General features: G+C 69.1%; 17 protein-coding genes and 1 pseudogene. 9 read left to right on the top strand and 9 right to left on the bottom strand.

Annotated features, from left to right (window positions below):
* A pseudogene (locus tag B3G12_RS08090) lies at positions 1–263 on the bottom strand (hypothetical protein); the annotation flags it as partial.
* A complete protein-coding gene (locus B3G12_RS08085; protein WP_290499878.1) occupies positions 244–1,551 on the bottom strand; it encodes a glycosyltransferase family 87 protein in 1,308 nt (435 codons plus the stop codon). The gene B3G12_RS08085 and the pseudogene B3G12_RS08090, both read right to left, overlap by 20 nt.
* Before the next feature lie 418 nt (positions 1,552–1,969).
* On the opposite strand from B3G12_RS08085, the gene mptB reads away from it, so the two are divergent.
* Entirely contained in the window at positions 1,970–3,526 is a 1,557-nt protein-coding gene (gene mptB, locus B3G12_RS08080) for a polyprenol phosphomannose-dependent alpha 1,6 mannosyltransferase MptB (RefSeq protein WP_144941434.1), read from the top strand.
* A gap of 113 nt (positions 3,527–3,639) precedes the next feature.
* On the opposite strand, the gene B3G12_RS08075 is transcribed toward mptB, so the two are convergent.
* From B3G12_RS08075 to B3G12_RS08060, 4 genes are all read right to left on the bottom strand, one after another.
* Positions 3,640–4,023 carry an RNA-binding S4 domain-containing protein gene (locus B3G12_RS08075; RefSeq protein WP_290499877.1) on the bottom strand — a complete coding sequence of 128 codons (384 nt, stop codon included), beginning with the start codon at positions 4,021–4,023 and terminating at the stop codon, positions 3,640–3,642.
* 183 nt (positions 4,024–4,206) lie between these two features.
* Positions 4,207–5,718 carry an APC family permease gene (locus B3G12_RS08070; RefSeq protein WP_144941438.1) on the bottom strand — a complete coding sequence of 504 codons (1,512 nt, stop codon included), beginning with the start codon at positions 5,716–5,718 and terminating at the stop codon, positions 4,207–4,209.
* Positions 5,715–6,650 carry a universal stress protein gene (locus tag B3G12_RS08065; protein WP_144941440.1) on the bottom strand — a complete coding sequence of 312 codons (936 nt, stop codon included), beginning with the start codon at positions 6,648–6,650 and terminating at the stop codon, positions 5,715–5,717. Before B3G12_RS08065 ends, B3G12_RS08070 begins: the two co-directional genes overlap by 4 nt.
* A complete protein-coding gene (locus tag B3G12_RS08060; protein ID WP_144941441.1) occupies positions 6,650–8,107 on the bottom strand; it encodes a flavin monoamine oxidase family protein in 1,458 nt (485 codons plus the stop codon). The genes B3G12_RS08065 and B3G12_RS08060 overlap by 1 nt, the downstream gene beginning before the upstream one ends.
* Before the next feature lie 58 nt (positions 8,108–8,165).
* Here B3G12_RS08060 and B3G12_RS08055 point away from each other — a divergent pair, with 58 nt between their 5' ends.
* Positions 8,166–8,939, top strand: a complete 774-nt coding sequence (locus tag B3G12_RS08055; protein WP_144941443.1) for a TetR/AcrR family transcriptional regulator — start codon at positions 8,166–8,168, stop codon at positions 8,937–8,939.
* Positions 8,940–8,956: 17 nt separating this feature from the next.
* Here the strand turns inward: B3G12_RS08055 and B3G12_RS08050 are convergent, their stop codons facing one another.
* On the bottom strand, positions 8,957–10,390 hold the full coding sequence (locus B3G12_RS08050; RefSeq protein ID WP_290499876.1) for a gamma-aminobutyraldehyde dehydrogenase: 1,434 nt from the start codon (positions 10,388–10,390) through the stop codon (positions 8,957–8,959).
* Between the two features lie 110 nt (positions 10,391–10,500).
* Between B3G12_RS08050 and B3G12_RS12395 the strand changes: the two genes are divergently transcribed.
* From B3G12_RS12395 to B3G12_RS08030, 5 genes are read left to right on the top strand one after another with little or no spacing between them, the layout of a single operon-like run.
* Complete coding sequence (locus B3G12_RS12395; protein ID WP_349678121.1) at positions 10,501–10,908, top strand: NAD(P)-binding domain-containing protein; 408 nt, start codon at positions 10,501–10,503, stop codon at positions 10,906–10,908.
* Between the two features lie 35 nt (positions 10,909–10,943).
* On the top strand, positions 10,944–11,348 hold the full coding sequence (locus tag B3G12_RS08045) for an NAD-binding protein (RefSeq protein ID WP_244944851.1): 405 nt from the start codon (positions 10,944–10,946) through the stop codon (positions 11,346–11,348).
* Positions 11,345–11,833: a carboxymuconolactone decarboxylase family protein gene (locus tag B3G12_RS08040; protein WP_144941448.1), complete on the top strand. Its 489-nt coding sequence runs from the start codon at positions 11,345–11,347 to the stop codon at positions 11,831–11,833. Before B3G12_RS08045 ends, B3G12_RS08040 begins: the two co-directional genes overlap by 4 nt.
* A complete protein-coding gene (locus tag B3G12_RS08035) occupies positions 11,830–12,969 on the top strand; it encodes a pirin family protein (RefSeq protein ID WP_222126505.1) in 1,140 nt (379 codons plus the stop codon). The genes B3G12_RS08040 and B3G12_RS08035 overlap by 4 nt, the downstream gene beginning before the upstream one ends.
* A 35-nt stretch (positions 12,970–13,004) precedes the next feature.
* Positions 13,005–13,367, top strand: a complete 363-nt coding sequence (locus tag B3G12_RS08030; protein WP_144941450.1) for a GNAT family N-acetyltransferase — start codon at positions 13,005–13,007, stop codon at positions 13,365–13,367.
* 105 nt (positions 13,368–13,472) lie between these two features.
* Here the strand turns inward: B3G12_RS08030 and B3G12_RS08025 are convergent, their stop codons facing one another.
* Positions 13,473–13,988 (bottom strand): isochorismatase family protein, encoded by a 516-nt coding sequence (locus B3G12_RS08025; protein WP_349678123.1) that lies wholly within the window; start codon positions 13,986–13,988, stop codon positions 13,473–13,475.
* 315 nt (positions 13,989–14,303) lie between these two features.
* On the opposite strand from B3G12_RS08025, the gene B3G12_RS08020 reads away from it, so the two are divergent.
* On the top strand, positions 14,304–14,654 hold the full coding sequence (locus B3G12_RS08020; protein WP_144941451.1) for a DUF488 domain-containing protein: 351 nt from the start codon (positions 14,304–14,306) through the stop codon (positions 14,652–14,654).
* A gap of 141 nt (positions 14,655–14,795) precedes the next feature.
* On the opposite strand, the gene B3G12_RS08015 is transcribed toward B3G12_RS08020, so the two are convergent.
* Positions 14,796–15,932: a hypothetical protein gene (locus B3G12_RS08015; RefSeq protein ID WP_290499875.1), complete on the bottom strand. Its 1,137-nt coding sequence runs from the start codon at positions 15,930–15,932 to the stop codon at positions 14,796–14,798.
* A 246-nt stretch (positions 15,933–16,178) separates the two neighbouring features.
* Here B3G12_RS08015 and B3G12_RS08010 point away from each other — a divergent pair, with 246 nt between their 5' ends.
* Positions 16,179–17,138, top strand: coding sequence for a hypothetical protein (locus B3G12_RS08010; RefSeq protein WP_290499874.1), 960 nt, complete (start codon positions 16,179–16,181; stop codon positions 17,136–17,138).
* Positions 17,139–17,262 lie beyond the last annotated feature (124 nt).

The following is a 17,262-nucleotide window of genomic DNA, read 5'->3' as shown; positions in this document are numbered from 1 at the left end:
GTCACGGGCGCGTTGTACCCGGCCATCGCCCACTCGCGGTACTGCTCGGTGTCGCTGAACGCCCAGCCGTGCAGGAAGAAGGAGGCCATCCAGCACAGGAAGTAGACGTGCACCACCGCGAAGCCGCACCACACGGCCGCGGGCGTCAGCAGCCACTCCCGCACCGGACGGCGCACGACGGCGTTCCCCCCGTCGCTCGCGCCGGGGTCGGGCGCCGCGGAGGCAGCCGTGGCGGCGGCGTCGTCAGGCCTGCGGGGCAGCAACCGGGGCTCCCTTCGGTGCGGAGCCGAGGCGGTGCAGACCGCGCGCAGACCACCACATCATGACCACGAGCAGGACGTTGCGGATGGTCAGCACGAGCGCCATGACCGGGTTGTTGTGGCTCAGCGCCGTGTAGAAGAGGGGGTAGATGAAGAACGTGGCGATCCCGATCAGCACGGCCAGCAGGGCGGGGGTGCGCCAGGCGCGCCGGTCGTGGACCAGACCCACCGCGATCACCGGGCCCAGCCACACCATGAACTGCGGCGAGCCCACCTTGTTGAAGACGATGAACGCGGTGACCATCGTCAGGGACCCGGCCAGGAACAGGGCGGTGCGGTCCAGGGCGCCCGCGCGCAGGCCGTTGCGCAGCCCCCGCACGATCAGCGCCACGACCACCACGGCCGCCACCAGGAACAGCGGCTGCATGAGCTTGGACATCACGTCCGAGCCGGGGCCGTCCACCTGCATGGAGTTGATGTCCGTGTTCATGTACATGTGCGAGTCGCCGATGTGGAGCACGGACAGCCACAGCCACGGCGTGGTGAACGTGGCCTCGAGCTGCATGCCGCGGTCCCCCTGCTGGGTCGCGAAGTCCGCGATCTTGTGCAGCGAGCCCGACGCCGCCGCCACGCCCACCGCGACCAGCGTGGCCAGGACGCCGGCGAGCAGGACGGCACCGCGGCGTCGTGCCGCGCTCAGCAGCGCCAGCACCACCGCCGCGGGCCAGACCTTCACCCACGTGGCGAGGCTCAGCAGCAGAGACGCGACGAACGGGTGGGCCACGCCGTAGACCAGGCCGATCAGCACGATCGGCGCCGTGAACCCATCCATGCGCGCGAAGCCGAGCCACCCCATCAGGAGGATGAACCCGAGCCACCACCAGCCGGCCACGAGAGCCTCACGGTTGCGCCCCCGGTCGGTGAGCTTGGCCATCGCCACCGCGTTCAGCACGGAGATCACCAGGACCCACAGGAAGAAGAACGGGCCCGGACCCGCGAGGCCCGCGAGCCACATGGGCACCTGCGCGAGCACCGGGTACACCCACGGGCTCGGCCCGGAGGGGATGTTGCGCTCGTCGAAACCGGCCTCGGCCCACGCGCGGTAGATGTTCGTGTCGCTGAACGCGTTGCCCTGCAGGGACACGATCAGCGCGAAGAGCAGGAATCCCAGGTGCACCAGCAGGAAACCCACCAGCAGCGCGTGGGGCGTCATCAGACGCTCCCGCCAGCGGCGGGGGAGCACGGCATCACGGAACCGGGTCAGGGTCGCGAATGATCTGTCTGTGAGCACGGATGGGGTCCTTCTGCGAGTGCGCCGTGGGTGTGCGGTGCGTCTGCGCGGGACCCGGTGCGGCTTGGACGCGGCCGTGGCCGGGATGCCCGCGGTGCGGTCCTGGAACGGTGGTGCGCTGTGCCCGCGCAGTGCAGGGCGAGGTCGCGCTCCCCCGATTCTATGGGGCGTGGCCCGCACCGCGCCCGACGCACCGCCCAGTCGCTCACCCAGCTCGCTGTCCGGCGCCCCGCTCAGCTGCCCCTCCTGCCCCTCCGGCGTTCCGTTCGACGCCTCGCGCTGCTCCTCGTTCGACGTCCCGTGGGCGGCCGCGGGATTGCCCGTCCGGCCGGCGGCCGTCCTGTAAAGTCGGGAATCTGAGCCGCTGGACACCTCGGCTCGCCCACCACTGGTCGGCTGAGGGGGCTGTGCAGATCTCATGACCGCAACGGGCTCCCCCTCCACGCACACCGGCTCCACCGCCAAAGGCGACTCCCGGGCGCACGTGGCGGTGATCCAGGGCGTGATCGGCTCCCTGATGATGCTCGTGGGCTCCGTGGGAACCGGGTGGATCGCGAACGGCTCCCCCATGGTCCGCCACCCCCTGGTGATCGAGCTGCGGGTCAACGTGTGGGGCGTGTACACGTGCACCGTGCTGCTCACGGTGGGCGCCATGCTCCTCATCCGCTCGTGGCTGCGACTGGGGCAACGGCTGCGGGGCTGGCCGCCGGGTTCCCTGCGCACCGTGCGCACCGCCGTGATCGCGTGGTCCGTGCCGCTGCTCTTCGCGGTCCCCATCTACTCGCGGGACGTCTACGCCTACATCGGCCAGGGGCGTCTCATCCTCGCCGGCAAGGACCCGTACGTGGAGGGCATCTCATCCCTGGACAACTGGTTCATGCTGGGCGCGGACCCCGAGTGGGCGGAGGCGCGCACCCCCTATGGTCCCTACTTCCTGTGGATCGCCGCCGCAGTGGTGAAGCTGACCAACGCGCAGCCTGACGCCTCCGTGATGCTGTTCCGGCTGGCCGCCTACGCGGGTGTGGCGCTGTGCATGGTCTACGTCCCCAAGCTCGCACGGCTGCACAACGTCAACGGCGCCCGTGCCCTGTGGATCTCCGTGGCCAACCCGCTGTTCCTCATCAGCTTCGTGGCCAGTGCGCACAACGACGCCCTCATGGTGGGGCTTGCGGTGGCCGGCGTGTACTTCGCCGCCACGAGACATCCCATTCTGGGCATACTTCTGGTCACCGGATCCATCGGGATCAAGCCCATCACCATCCTGTTGCTGCCGTTCGTCGGGCTGCTGTGGGCGGGCAAGGGCGCCTCCTGGCCGAGACGCTTCGTGATCTGGGCGGCCACCGCGACCATCAGCTTCGGGGTGCTGGCACTGAGCGGTGTGGTGGACGGGCTCGGCCTCGGGTGGGCCTGGGCGCTGCTGGACCCCACCCCCGGCTACACCGGCTACTCCCCCTCGGGCTTCCTGGGCCAGCAGGTCGGGCGGATCGGAGACTTCCTGGGGCTGGACGGCGGTGCCCTAGCCGGCCGCTTCCGCCGTCTGCTGCAGCTCGCCGCCATCGGCATCGTGCTCGTGCTCATGTTCGTGGGCGGGGACCGGAAGATTGTGCGGCGCATGGCCATTGCGTTCGCGGCCCTCGTGCTGCTCTCGCCCATCATCCAGCCCTGGTACATCCTGTGGCTGCTGCCCCTGCTCGCGGCCACCGGCATCAAGGACAACTGGCAGATCCGCGTCATCTACGTGGTGATCACGTTCTTCGTGGTGTTCGGCGCCCAGGACCAGCTCTCGGTCTGGCCGTTCATCAGCCTCAGCGTCAGCGTCTCCCAGGTGGCCTTCGCGATCACCGTGGCCTTCACGCTCTACCTGGCACTGATCGACCCGCGCACCCGCACGCTGCTCACTCACGGCGGGTGGCGGGGCTGGTTCGGGCCCGGGCCGGCATGGGAATCCACGGAACTCGTGGCACCGCAACGCTGACGACGGCGCCGCCCGGGGCCCCGATCCCGTGGCGCACCGCCGCGAGGACGCCCGGGGCAGTGTTCAGCGGTGCCCGTCGCCACACACGAATCCGGCACCGACACTGACGGGGTTCAGCGGTCTCCCCGCAGCCTTTCAAGTTCCCGGCGGTCTTTCTTGGTGGGGCGCCCGGCCCCGCGGTCCCGCCGTGCCACCGGGACGCTCAGCTCCGCGGGCCGCGGCGGGGAGTTGTCCTCGTAGCAGGTGACCGCCACGGGTGCTCCCACGCGTTTGAGGATCAGGCGGGTGATCCTGAACTCCTGCTGCCACCCCGGGCGCTTCACGCTCACCTTGTCCCCCACCCGCACCTGCTGGGCGGCCTTGACGGGGGCGCCGTTGAGTCTCACATGGCCCGCGCGGCACGCCTGGGTGGCCGAGGAGCGGGTCTTGAACAGCCGGACGGACCACAGCCACACGTCCAGGCGCGCGGTGGCGGGATCGTTGCTGGAGGAAGGCATGCCCTCACGCTACCCGGCCGCGCCCACCCCTCGGGAAGACTCAGGCGGGCCGCAGGGGTGGACCGAGGTGGGCGCTCCGCAGGAGAGGCCCGCGGGTGGGCCCGGAACGCACCGTCCCCCGGGCGGTCAGGACCCCCCCCGGGGGACGGCGGCGTCGTCATCCGACGGACGGTGACTGCGGGATCAGTCGAGCACGGGCAGCTCGGTGGTCTCGAAGCGCTCCTGGAAGAACGAACGGTTCCTGAAGTACTGGGTGACCATCACCACGACACCCAGCAGCAGGATCCCGATGCCCAGGATGAACACCAGGCCCACTCCCCCGATCTGCGAACCCGAGCCGTAGGCGGGGTCCATGGAGTCCACGGAGGTCTGCACGAAGAACATCAGCAGCAGAAGACCACCCAGCAGGGGCGCGAAGAGGTTGTTGAGGAAGCTCTTCACGGACTTGAACCAGGACCGGCGGAAGTACCACACGCACGCCAGGGCCGTGACGCCGTAGTAGAAGCACACCATCATGCCCAGGGCGGTGATGGTGTCCCACAGGACGTCCTCGCTCACGATGCGCATGAAGGTGTAGAACAGCGAGGAGACCACGGCGGCGGCCACGGTCGCGAAGCCGGGGGACTGGAAACGCGGCGTGATGCGCCCGAAACGACGCGGCAGAGCCCCGTAGTACCCCATGGCCAGCAGGGTGCGGGCCGGGGACACGAACGTGGACTGCAACGACGCCGCTGAGGAGGACAGCACCGCCAGGGACAGCAGCAGCGCCGCCGGACCCATGACGGGACCGGCGAGTGCCGCGAAGACGTTCTCCTGGATCTCGGGGTTGTTCAGCCCCACCCCGGTGTCGCCCAGACCCGCGAAGCTCAGTACGGCCAGACCCACGACCATGTAGAGGACCACGATCGAGAAGATCGTGGCGAGGGCCGCGCGCCCCGGTGTGGTGGCGGCCCCCTTCGTCTCCTCGTTGATGGTCAGCACCACGTCCCAGCCCCAGTAGATGAACACGGAGAGCGAGACGCCCGCCGCGAACGCGGACAGCGATCCCACACCCAGCGGGTTGAACCACTCGGCCTGGATGTGCATGCCGCCCTCGGCGGTGCCGTTGGCCACGTGCACGAAGGCTGCCACCGAGAACCAGAGCAGGATGATGATCTGGAACGCGACCAGGACCCACTGCACCTTCTCGGTGGTCTCCACGCCGCGGTAGGAGATCCAGCACGCGCCGGCCATGAAGACCAGGCACGTGAGGATGTTGACCGGCACGTTGCTCGCCAGGTCCGCGACCTCCGGGCGCCCGGTGACCTGGGCGATCATCAGGTAGAAGAACTCCACCGCGATGCCGGCCAGGTTGGAGAGCACGAGGATCGTGGCCGCCAGCAGGCCCCAGCCGCCCATCCACCCGACCCATGGCCCGAAGGCCTTGGACGTCCACGTGAACGTGGTGCCGGAGTCCGGCATGGCCCGGTTCAGCTGCCGGTAGCCCACGGCCACGAGCAGCATGGGAATGAACCCCACCAGGAAGATGGCCGGCAGGTGGGTGTCCACCGCGGCGGCGGTAGGGCCCAGCGCGCCGGAGAGCGTGTAGGCGGGGGCGATGCAAGACATGCCGATGACCACTGCACCGAGCAGGCCCACCGATCCGGAGCTCAGTCCCTTGTCCGTGCCGCCCTCGGCCTCGGTCTCGACGCTCATGACTCCGTCTCCTTCTCGGACGTTCCCAGGGGCAGCACGATCATGGGAATCGGCAGGTGCCGCAGGATCCGGCTCGTGGTGGTGCCCAGGAAGATCTGGCGCTCCCCCGCCAGGCGGGAGGAACCCACCAGCAAGACGGCGTCCGGCTGCCAGTCCATCTCGGCCACGGCCTTCTTGAGGGTCTTGCCACGCACCACCTGCACGGACACCGGGACGTGCTCTCCGATCTCCTTGGCCGAGCTCTGCAGGTTCCGCTCCACCTGGGCGATGGCCTCGGTCGCCTCGCCCTGGACGTGGTCCAGGGGCAGGAAGCTCACGAGGTCCAGTTCCAGCCCGCTTCGGTACGCGGCCTCGCGGGCCTCCCGCATGATGCGGTGGGCCCCCGGTCGCATTCCGATACCGGCATACAGCCGCTTGATGGCGGTCACGCCCTTGTAGCCGCGCGGTGCGAGCGCCACGGGGACGCCCGCACGGTGCAACAGCGCGTCCGTCACCGGGCCCACGGAGAACTTGGCCGTGTACTTGCCGCTCGCCGCGCCCACCACCACGAGGGTGGCCTCGAACTCCGCGACGGCCGCGAGCAGACCCGCGGCCACGGAGAGGGACGTGCGCACGTGACCGCGGGCCACGACATCGTCGGGCACCGTGTCCAGCGCCTCATGCAGCCAGTTGTTGGCCTGGCGCCGCAGCATGGGCGTGACGTCCCCCACGGGTGGGTACACCGGCAGGTACGGCTCGTCCGAGCGCAGGATGCAGACGATCTCCAGCTCGGCGTTGAACGCCTTGGCGAGGGCGATCCCCAGCCGCAGGGCGTCCTTGCTGCGCTTGTCACCGTTGTAGCCGATAACGTAGCGGAAGGTACCGCCCTGCCCGGCGGTCGTCGAGGTGGCCGGGGTCTCGCGGTCTCCGGCGGGCGTGGCCGGCCCGGTCATCAGGCCTTCCTCGCGTCCACGATCTGCGACGCGGCCAGCTCGCCCTGGCGCAGCGCGCCGTCCACGTGCTGGTAGCCCTCGGCCGCGAGGTCCGAACAGGCCCAGCGGATGGGACCCACCGGCTCGGACTGGATGGCACCGTAGCGGGAGAGGCCGCCGAGGTCGTAGGAGGCGGCGTAGGCACCGCGGGTCCACTCCTCCGAGCCGAAGTCGGACTCGTAGTACACGACCGGCTCGAGCGCCTCGTCACCCAGGTAGTGCGCGAGGGACTTGAGGATGAGACGCTTGCGCTCCTCGGCCGGCAGGCGGAAGACCTCGTCAGCCTTCTCGTCAGAGACGAAGCCCACCAGGGTGCCGCGCTCGTCCCCGTGGTTGGTGTTGTCGTAGACCTCCTGGGAGAGTTCGTACGCGCCGAAGCCGGTGCCGGACAGGCCCTTCTCGCGCCAGAACGGGGTCTCGTAGACGGCGTGCACCTTGATGACGATTCCCAGGGACTGGTGCTGGTGCATCTGGTGCTGGAAGCGGGGCAGCGGGGGCTCGAAGGAGATCCGCGAGTACAGGTTCGGAGGAACCGCCACGACGACGTCCTTGGCCTTGACGGTCAGGCGGTCCGAGAACACGCGCACGGTGAAGTCCGGGTCGTGCTCCTCGTAGGTCTCGCCCTGGCCAGCCCACTGGATGGTGCGCACCGGGGAGTTGAGGAAGACGACGGTGTCCGTGTCACTCTCCAGGACCTGGGTTCCGTCGTCCACACCCAGCTGTTCGGCCATGGTCACGGACACGGACTGCATGCCGCCGACCACGCGCTTGTCCAGGATGAAGTCTTCGTCCACCAGGTTGGAGAACGAGCCGGCCGAGGCCGCCATGAGCACCGCCTGCAGGGCGGAGAACGAGTGCGCCGGCTTGGTCAGCATGCCACCGGCCACGTAGATGCCGATGTTGTTGCAGGCTTCCTCGTCCGAGCTGTTCTGGCGCAGCCAGGCGTGGAAGGACACGGTGTCGAGCTCGCGGGCCTTCTCGGCGGCCCAGGGCTCGGCCGCGCCGACCTCGGCGGCGAGCTTGTTCAGAAGGGCGATGAGCTTGTCCATCTCCCGCTGGGTCTCCTCAGAGGCGGGGAACATGTGCCCGGAGTAGGTGTGGCGGGTGCCGTCCGGGGCGATGTAGACGGACTCGCCCTCGCGGTAGCGGTCGAAGGTCTCCAGGCCAAGCTCGTCCACGAGCGAGAGCAGCACGGTCTGGTCCGGTGAGATCCACTGGCCGCCGAGCTCCAGGAAGGCGCCGTCGATCACGTTCGACCAGGTGCGACCGCCCACGCGGTCACGGGCCTCGAGGACGGCCACTGACTTGCCGGCCTCGCGAAGCCGGCGGGCCGCCATCAGTCCCGCGGGACCGGCACCCACGATCACGACGTCGCGCTCGATGGCCTGCTGGGATCCGAATACTCGTTGTTCAGACATTGCTTTTCCTTTCAGAAAATGTGGATAGCGTTAATTTTTACAACGTGGGAGGACCCGAATGCCCCTAAAGTGGGGGCACCAATGCGTTTGCACCGGTCAAGACCGTTTCCCGGACGACCCAGGAGGAGTGGTGGATCAGATTCCCCCCGAACGAGGCCGTGGCAGGCCCCGAACGCCGATTCTCACCCGGCGCAGGATCACCACTGCGGCGATGGACCTGATCCAGAATTCCGGCTACCGGTCGCTGACGATGTCCGCGCTGGCAAACCAGCTCGGGGTGTCTGCTTCTGCTCTGTACAACCACGTGGGCTCCAAACGGGACATCATGATCCTGGTGCAGGACAGGGTCAACGAAGAGATCGACTGCTCCGGGTTCGAGAGCGAGGAGTGGGACGTGGCCCTGGAGAACTGGGCCCGTTCCTACCGGGAGGTCTACTCCCGGAACATCCCCCTGATACCCGTCATCGCTGTGCTGCCGGTAGCAAATTCCCCCCACACGCTCGTGATGTACGAAGTGGTGACCGCGGGGCTCATGAAAGCCGGTTGGCCGGAGCCCTTGGTGGTCAATGCGGTGACGGCCGTGGAATCCCTGGTCTTCGGTTCGGCCTACGACGCCACTGCCCCTGGCGACATCTTCGATCCCGGGGCTCTCAACGAACTCGCACCAATATTTGCGGCCGCCGTGGCACGCCGGAACCTGATGCTCGTGACCGACGAGGACGGGGAGGAGGCCCGCAGCGGCGCAGACGCGGCGTTCGACCTGGGACTGCGCTGCCTGCTCGCCGGGTTCAGGGAGGAACTCAGGACCCTGCGGCAGGGCGTCGCACCCTGATGCAGAGCCCCACGCCGTCAGACCTCCAACGAATGCATCACGTGTTTGACCCGGGTGTACTCCTCCACGGAGTACAGCGAGAGGTCTTTGCCGTAGCCGGAGTGCTTGAACCCGCCGTGGGGCATCTCCGAGACGAGCAGCATGTGGGTGTTGACCCACACGCAGCCGAAGTCCAGGTCCCGGCTGACCCGCATGGCGGTGCCGTGGTCGGAGGTCCACACGCTGGAGGCTAGGGCGTAGGCGACGTCGTTTGCCATCCGGACGGCCTCCTCCTCGTCGCGGAAGGTCTGGACCGTGAGCACCGGCCCGAAGGTCTCCTCCTGCACGAGGGCGTCGTCCTGGTGCATTCCGGTGATCACGGTGGGTTCCACGAAGAAGCCGTCCGTGCCTTCCACTGGCTTGCCGCCCGCCACCACCGTGGCGTGAGCCGGGATGCTCTCCAGCTTCTTGCGCACGTCCTCGTAGTGGCGGACGTTGTTCAGCGGGCCGAAGTCGTTCTTGGACTCGTCCGCGTCACCGGTCACGGTCTCCTTGGCCTGCTCGGCCAGCAGCTTCACGAACTCATCGTGCGCGCTCTCCTCCACCAGCACACGGGTCACCGCGGTGCAGTCCTGGCCGGCGTTGAACGTGCCGTACTGCACGAGCTGCTCGGCGGCACGCTCGAGGTCCGCGTCCGCGAAGACCAGGGCCGGGGCCTTTCCTCCCAGTTCCAGGTGGGTGCGCTTGAGGCCCTGCGCGGCACTGCGTGCCACGGCCTGGCCTGCCCGCACTGAACCCGTGATGGAGACCATGCCCGGCACGTGGTGGGTGGTCAGCAGCTCACCCGTCTGGGCGTCGCCCAGCACCACGTTGAGGACACCGGCGGGCAGTACCTCCCCGGCGATGCGCGCGAGCACCAGGGTGGACTCCGGCGTGGTGTCGCTCGGCTTGAGCACGATCGTGTTGCCGGCCGCCAGCGCGGGGCCGATCTTCCAGATGCCCATCAGCAGCGGGTAGTTCCAGGGCGCCACCTGCGCCACCACACCGACCGGCTCGCGGCGGATGTAGGAGGTGTGCTCGGACATGTACTCGGTGGCGGCGCGGCCCTCGAGCGTGCGGGCGGCACCGGCGAAGAAGCGCAGGTTGTCGGTGCCGGCGTCCACCTCCTCCGAGGCGATCTGCGCGCGGGGCTGGCCCGTGTTGCGGTGCTGGGCGTCCACCAGCTCGTCCTTGTGCGCCTGCAGGGCGTCCGCGAGCTTCAGCAGGGCCTCCTGGCGCTCGGCCGGCGTGGCCTTGTTCCAGGTAGTGGCGGCGGTAGACGCGGCCTCGAAGGCGGCGTCGACGTCCCGCTCGTCCGAGACCGGGGAGGTGGCAACCACTTTCCCGTTGAACGGGTTCACGATCTCGATGGTGTCCTGAGCGTGGGCGGCCACGAACCGCCCGTTGATGTAGTTCTGCAGTGTCTCGGCCATGAAGGTCTCCTTACAGAGGGACGTATCGATGGAACACATGGCCCGTGGGGACATCCAAGCCGCGCGAGTCACGTGTAGTTTAGATCACCCTAAATGATCGCCGTTCATATATGAACCCTCCCAACAAAGATTGCGGCCCGTCGTCCATCACACCCAGGACACGGCGACGGTGCCCGGGAAGGTTCCCGGGCACCGTCGCCGGAGGGGCCCTCACCCCCGCACCCTCCGGGGACACAATGGAGCCCATCAGCAGTCCTCGAGAGCATGGAGCGACCATGAGAGCCACACCCCGCACCGTGGGGGTCACTGGTCTCGGTGCCATGGGGCGGCCCATGACCGGGCACATGGTCGCCGCCGGCCACGACGTGGTCGTGCTGCGGCACAGCCTCCTCAAGCCTCAAGGCGGAGGGCGCCCGCCCCGTCGACGAGCCTCGGCACATGGCGCGCCAGACGGACCTCGTGATTCTGATGGTTCCGGGCACCGAGGAGATCGACGCACTCGTGCCGCGCCTGGCTGAGGGCGTGGCCGAGGGGGCCCCTGGGTGCGGGACAGGTGGCCCAGGCCTGCAACCAGCTGATCTGCGCGGCGGAGATCGTCGCGCTGTCCGAGGCCTCGGTGGTGGCCGAGCGTGCCGGGCTGGACCTGGCACAGCTCCTGGACCTGCTGCGCTGCGGTTGCGCGGGGTCCGTGATCATGGAAGACAAGGCGCCCAAGCTCGTCGCCCACGACTACGGTGTTCCAGCAGCGGGTCGCGCAGTGCACGGACTGATCCCCTCGGGCGCTCCTGGGCGCAGCCGGGCACGGAGGCTTGCAGGGCCCCGGGCCTACGGGGTTGCGGGCCTGCGGAACTCGGGTCCGCGAGCTCCGCAGGCCCGCCGCGACCCGCGGGGTTCGATCCGCACCGGTTCCGTCTTGTGTGACCCGTTTCGGGCGGACGTGAAATCATGCGCTTCATGAGCACCGACGCACCCCAGGACCCGCTGCACTTCTATCTGGACAAATCGAACCGGCCGGCGTGGAAGGCCATCGGGGCACTCTCCGACGCCGCGCGCACCCAGGCGCTGGATTCCGGGCTGGATTCGCAGCTCGTGGAGCTCGTCATGCTCCGGGTGTCGCAGATCAACGGCTGCTCGTACTGCCTGGACGTCCACACCAAGCGGGCCGCGGCCGCCGGCCTGAGCGACCAGCGCCGCGGTCTGGTCTCTGCGTGGCGGGATGCGGCCGTCTACTCCGAGAAGGAGAAGGCCGCACTGGCCCTGGCCGAGACCGTCACCCTGCTGCCCGGCCCGGAAGACCGTGACGCATGCCAGGTGGTCAGCCACGGCGCACTGTCGGACGAGCAGTATTCGGCGGTGCAGTGGCTCGCCATCACCATCAACACGACCAACCGCATCTCCATCATGTCGCACCACCCGGTCCGGCGGGAGAAGGACAGGTCGTGACGAATCCCGAGAAGAACCCGCAGCCCACGGTGTGCGGCAACAGGCCAGGCACGGGCGGGACCACCGAGAGCGGGCTGAGCAACGGCGTCACCGTGATGCACGGCGAGAACGGGCCGGTGGAACTCCTCCAGCCGAGGGACGTCCCCCTCGGCGGACCGCGCGGAATGACGGTCCAGCGGACGCTGCCGCAGAAGGCACGCTCGCTGATCGGCGCGTGGTGCTTCCTGGACGCGTACGGCCCGGACGACGTCGCTGCGACCGGCGGCATGAAGGTCGCCCGCCACCCGCACACCGGCCTGGCCACGGTCTCCTGGCTCTTCGAGGGCCACATCGACCACATCGACTCCGCCGGGAACTGGGCCACCGTCCGCCCCGGCGAGGTGGACCTCATGAATGCCGGGCGGGGGATCACCCACTCAGAGTTCTCCACCGAGGACACCAGCGTGCTGCACGGCGTCCAGCTCTGGTACGCGTTCCCGGACGCGGACCGCTTCGGGGAGCCGAGCCTGGACACCCACCGACCCGAGCCCGTCACGGGAGAGGGGTTCTCCGCCCGCGTGTTCATCGGCTCGCTGCTGGGCACCACCTCCCCGGTGGCCACGCGGATCCCGCTCACGGGGGTCGAGCTGCACCTGGACCCGGGCGCTTCCCTGGAGATCGAGGTCCCCGCGGAGCACGAGCACGGTGTCCTGAGCGTGACGGGGACCCTCAGCGTGGACGGCGTGGAGGTCCCCCGGCACGCGATCGGGTTCACCGGAACGGGCCGCACCCGCGTGCGCGTCTCCGCCGGGGCCGAGCCGGTCCTCGCGGTGCTCATCGGCGGGCAGCCGCTCAACGAACAGATCGTGATGTGGTGGAACTTCGTGGGCCGCTCCCACGACGAGATCGAGACGTGGCGGCGCGCCTACATGGAGGAGATGGGCTTCACCGAACCCGGCGGGGACTCGCCGTTGCCCGCGGACAGCCGCAGCGACGTCGGGGGCCCCGCGACCGGCAGGTTCGAGATCGACGGGCTGCTCGGCACCGCGTACGACGACGGCCGCCCCTTCCCGCAGTTCGGCACCTTCCCGCCCGGGCAGCCGGCACCCCTGCCCGCACCGGAGCTCCCGAACACCACCCTGCGCGCGCGAGGGTGACCCGTTCCATCCACGAACCGTCCGAGGAGGACACCATGACCGACACCCCGACCATCGACAACCCCCAGGTCTCCCTGGGCACCGACGAGCAGGGCACGCAGCGCTTCGAGATCCGCGTGGGCGACCCCGCGGACCCCGTGGGATTCACCGTGGCCATCGACCACGACGCCGCCGGCACCAAGCAGCGCATCTTCCCGCACACCGAGGTCGACGACGCGTTCGGCGGCCACGGGCTCGCCTCCACCCTGGTGCGCCAGGCCCTGGACACCACCATCGCGGACGGCTACCAGCTGGTGGTCTTCTGCCCGTACATCACGTCCTGGATCCAGAAGCACCCCGAGTACGAGCAGTACACGGTCAAGCCGACGACCGACCACCTGGCGGCGCTGCGGGGCTGAGACCGGGGAGCCGGAACACGCAAAAAGTGCAGCTTTCGACGTTTTCACGGGTGAAAACGTCGAAAGCTGCACTTGTAACGGGGGAGCCGGGAACCCGGGCGGGGCTCAGCGGTCCGTGATGTTCCCGCCCTTGCCGTGGAGTTCGCGGCTGCGGTCGAAGTAGTCGTTGATGATCGCGCGGAACTTGTCCGCGTCCTCCCGCGCCCAGTTGCGCATGAACTCGCTGCCCAGCGCCACCGAGGTGGTGGGGTGCGCGCCGGCCTGCACCATGCGGGTGATCGCGGACTCGTGGGACACGGTGGAGACCCCGCCCACGGCGTCGATCACGGGGCACACCTCGTAGCCCTCGCGCAGCATGTCCAGGGTGGGGAATGTGAGACAGACCTCGGTCCACAGTCCCGCCATGATGATCTTGCGGCGCCCCGTGGCCCGGATCGCGGCACGGAAGTCCTCGTCCTCCCACGAGTTCACGCCGGTGCGGTCGATCTCCTCGATGCCCTCCAGCTCGGCGAGCAGCTCGGGGATCGTGCCCTCGTTGACACCCATGTTCACACCCACGGTGGAGACCACGGTGGGGACGTCGTAGGCCCGGGCGAGCTTCGCCAGGGTGACCGCCCCCAGGTTGATCTCCTCCCTGGTGGTGGAGCCGATCGTCGCCTACTGGCCGGGCTGGAAGTCGATGAAGACGATGGCGCTGTTCTGCGGGGTGAGCAGGTGATCGCCCTGCGGATCGCGGACGGGCTCGGGCTGGACCTTCGGCATGATGACCTCCATGGCGCTGAGTGGTGCGTGGGCCTTCACGCTAACGGCCAGGACCCGTTCCCGACCAGGGCCACACCCCGTGCATTTGCGGAGCAAGTGCACTTCTGACGCCCCCAAAGTGCACTGACGGAGCAGACGCATCTCCGAGGAGCGCGGCGGGTGTATACCGGAAGCATGAACGTTGTCGTGAAGCGAATCTATGACGAGCCCGCCCAGAACGACGGCACCCGCGTGCTGGTGGACCGCGTGTGGCCCCGGGGCGTGAGCAAGGAGGAGGCGGAGCTGGACGACTGGAACAAGGAGGTCGCGCCGTCCACCGAGCTGCGCAAGTGGTACGGGCACGATCCGGAGAAGTTCGAGGAGTTCTCCAAGCGCTACCGCAAGGAGCTGGAGTCGGGTGACGGCAAGGAGGGTCTGCAGAAGCTGCGGGACGCGGTCAAGGGCAAGCGCCTGACCCTGCTCACCGCGTCCAAGGCCGTGGACATCAGCCAGGCCACGGTCCTGCAGAAGATCCTCTCGGACTGAGTCCCCACCGCCGGGCCGCTACTCGCCCGTCGGTTCATCCCCCCCGGGTGCGCCACCGTGGCATCGAAACCGTGGCATCGACGCAGCGCCGCCCCGCCGGGCCCGGGCACCGTGGACCCCGCAGGAGCGCAGCCCGCCCGCTCAGCGCGCGGTGAAGCTCCACTGTTGCTGCGAATCCACGACCACGATCTTCTCCCCGCTGCCCACAGTGACGTCCAGGTCTGCGGGTGCCTGCCCCGACTCGTACTGCTCGGAGAGGGTGAGGTCGTCCGCGGGGTAGACCTCGACCACGGGATAGTCGCCGTCCTCCTCGTCGCCGACGGTCAACCGGTACGGCGTCTCGGCGCCTGCGGGCACGCGGAAGACGCGGGTGCCCTTGCCGGTCAGGGGCTTGCCCCGCTCGACCTCCGGGACGGCCGAGAGCGCGTAGCCCCGGACCTCCCACTGCGCGCCCTTGCCGCCCTGGGCGTAGAGGACACCCGTGCTCGTCGTGTAGCCCCCGGTGTTGATCAGCGCCGACCCGGAAGTGCCCGGGCGCACCATCGGCAGGGAAGCCGAGAGCTTGCCCCCCTGCTTCTCGTGGCCGTTCACGTAGAACCGCCCTCCGTCGGAGCCCGTGGAGCTCCAGACCACGAGGATGGGCCCGTCGTGCGCGGGGACGAGGATGGCGTTCTTCTCCTCGTCGGTGACCGTGCTCTTCTCGAGCGTCCCGGTCTTGCGGAACAGGGGCTTGCCGCTCGGCACCCCGACCTCCTGAGCGCCCTTGACCGCCACCGGAGCGGGCGCGGACGTGGCCTCCGCCGTCGCAGGGGCGGATGTGGCAGCCTCCTGGTTCGACGCCGCCGCGCCGCGCGGTTCCTGCCCCGTTGCGTCCGCTGTTCCCTGCGTCGACCCCGACGCCTGTTCCGCACCGCCCGTGGGCCCAGGCTCGCCCGCTCCCCCGAGGTCGAAGGTCCTGACCGCCAGGTACGCGAGCAGCGCGATCACCAGCAGGAGCACGAGGCCGCCCGCCGCGGCGAGCGTCACCACGAACCCCACGGACACCCCCTCCCGCGCCGGAGCACCGGTGTTCCAGGACGGGGACCTGGCCTGCGAACCCTCCGGGCGGCCCTGTCCCCGCGTCCCGGGGTGGGTCGCTCCCGGCTTGGGCGTGTACTCCTCCGGACGCCAGGCCCCGGTGGGATCCTGCGAATCGGGGGCGCTCGACTCATGGTTGTTCGACTCAGGGGGACGGCCCTCGGGTGGTTCGGGGGGAGTGGGGCCGGATGCGGTACTCATGGGCACCTCGCGCTCAGGGGGATGTTGCGCTCGTGGGGGCGTAGCACTCACGGAGACCTTGCGCTCTCGGGGACATCGCCCTCCTGCAGACGCTGCCATGACCACACGGTGCCGTGAAGTGTTGTGCTCATCCTGCCAGGCAGGCGCCGTCCCGCCCGGTACGACACCTCCCCGACCCGCGCACCTCGAGCGCGTACCGTGGTTCCCAGTCGTGAATCCCCCACCACCACGATCGAGGTGTCCCCCATGCGATCCCGTTCCGTCCCCCTCGCGTCCACGCTCTGCGCGCTCCTGCTTCTCTCGGGCTGCGGTGGAGGCACACCGGATGGCGACGACGTCGCGGACGGTGGTGCCTCGGCGTCGTCGTCCCGGAGTGCGGAGCCCAGCGCGACGCCCTCGCCCACGCAGCCTGAGGAGCTGATCGGCGGGGGCACGCAGCTGTTCCCGGACCGCCGTTTCGTTGCGCTGTACGGGCACCCGGGCACCCCTGGACTGGGGGCGCTGGGCGAGCAGGGGCCCGAGGAGTCCGTGACGCGGGTCAAGGAACTGGCTAAGAGCTACGAGCCCTACAGCGAGGAGAAGGTCATCCCCGCATTCGAGATCATCGCCACCACGGCGTCCTCGGAACCGGGCCCGGACGGCAACTACTCCACCGAGTCCACCGTCGACCAGCTCAAGCCCTATGTGGAGGCCGCGGAGAGGAACGACGTCTACGTAGTGCTGGACCTGCAGCCCGGGCAGGCGGACTTCCTCACACAGGCCACGCAGTACGAGGAGCTGCTCAAGCACCCGAACGTGGGTCTGGCCCTGGACCCCGAGTGGCGCCTGGCCCCGGGGCAGCTGCCTCTGCAGCAGATCGGTTCCGTGGACGCCGCGGAGATCAACAAGACCTCGGACTGGCTGGCCACGCTCACCCGGGACAACCGGCTGCCGCAGAAGACGATGCTCCTGCACCAGTTCTCGATGTCCATGATCGAGAACCGCGAGGCGATCAACACCCAGCACCCCGAGCTGGCGTTCGTGCTCCACGCGGACGGCCACGGCACCCCGGACCTCAAGACGGGTACGTGGAACGCTCTGCAGGAGGGGCTGCCGAAGGGCATCCGCATGGCGTGGAAGAACTTCTACGACGAGGACACACCCATGTACACCCCGCAGCAGACGTTCGGGGTCACCCCCAAGCCCTGGTTCGTCTCCTACCAGTGACCGCAGGGCGGGGCCTCGGAACGAGCGCAGTTCGCCCCCGGAGGAAATCCCCCGTCCATGCCTTCCCATCGATTCCGCGCGGGACTACATTGTGAGCACCTGTTCGCTCCACGGAAGGAAGTGT

It is taken from the genome of Kocuria sp. UBA5001, assembly GCF_002398425.1.
In the GTDB taxonomy this organism is placed as follows: Bacteria; Actinomycetota; Actinomycetes; order Actinomycetales; family Micrococcaceae; genus Kocuria; species Kocuria salsicia.
The sequence above is the reverse complement of the archived record's forward strand: the minus strand, read 5'-3'. Positions and strand labels throughout refer to the sequence as shown.

Coding starts and splice junctions, on each gene's coding strand:
- B3G12_RS08020 (WP_144941451.1), top strand. CDS start 14,304: ATGAACGTTGTCGTGAAGCGAATCTATGACGAGCCCGCCCAGAACGAC.
- mptB (WP_144941434.1), top strand. CDS start 1,970: ATGACCGCAACGGGCTCCCCCTCCACGCACACCGGCTCCACCGCCAAA.
- B3G12_RS08015 (WP_290499875.1), bottom strand. CDS start 15,932: ATGAGTACCGCATCCGGCCCCACTCCCCCCGAACCACCCGAGGGCCGT.
- B3G12_RS08010 (WP_290499874.1), top strand. CDS start 16,179: ATGCGATCCCGTTCCGTCCCCCTCGCGTCCACGCTCTGCGCGCTCCTG.
- B3G12_RS08030 (WP_144941450.1), top strand. CDS start 13,005: ATGACCGACACCCCGACCATCGACAACCCCCAGGTCTCCCTGGGCACC.
- B3G12_RS08075 (WP_290499877.1), bottom strand. CDS start 4,023: ATGCCTTCCTCCAGCAACGATCCCGCCACCGCGCGCCTGGACGTGTGG.
- B3G12_RS08060 (WP_144941441.1), bottom strand. CDS start 8,107: ATGTCTGAACAACGAGTATTCGGATCCCAGCAGGCCATCGAGCGCGAC.
- B3G12_RS08050 (WP_290499876.1), bottom strand. CDS start 10,390: ATGGCCGAGACACTGCAGAACTACATCAACGGGCGGTTCGTGGCCGCC.
- B3G12_RS08070 (WP_144941438.1), bottom strand. CDS start 5,718: ATGAGCGTCGAGACCGAGGCCGAGGGCGGCACGGACAAGGGACTGAGC.
- B3G12_RS08065 (WP_144941440.1), bottom strand. CDS start 6,650: ATGACCGGGCCGGCCACGCCCGCCGGAGACCGCGAGACCCCGGCCACC.
- B3G12_RS08040 (WP_144941448.1), top strand. CDS start 11,345: ATGAGCACCGACGCACCCCAGGACCCGCTGCACTTCTATCTGGACAAA.
- B3G12_RS08055 (WP_144941443.1), top strand. CDS start 8,166: ATGCCCCTAAAGTGGGGGCACCAATGCGTTTGCACCGGTCAAGACCGT.
- B3G12_RS12395 (WP_349678121.1), top strand. CDS start 10,501: ATGAACCCTCCCAACAAAGATTGCGGCCCGTCGTCCATCACACCCAGG.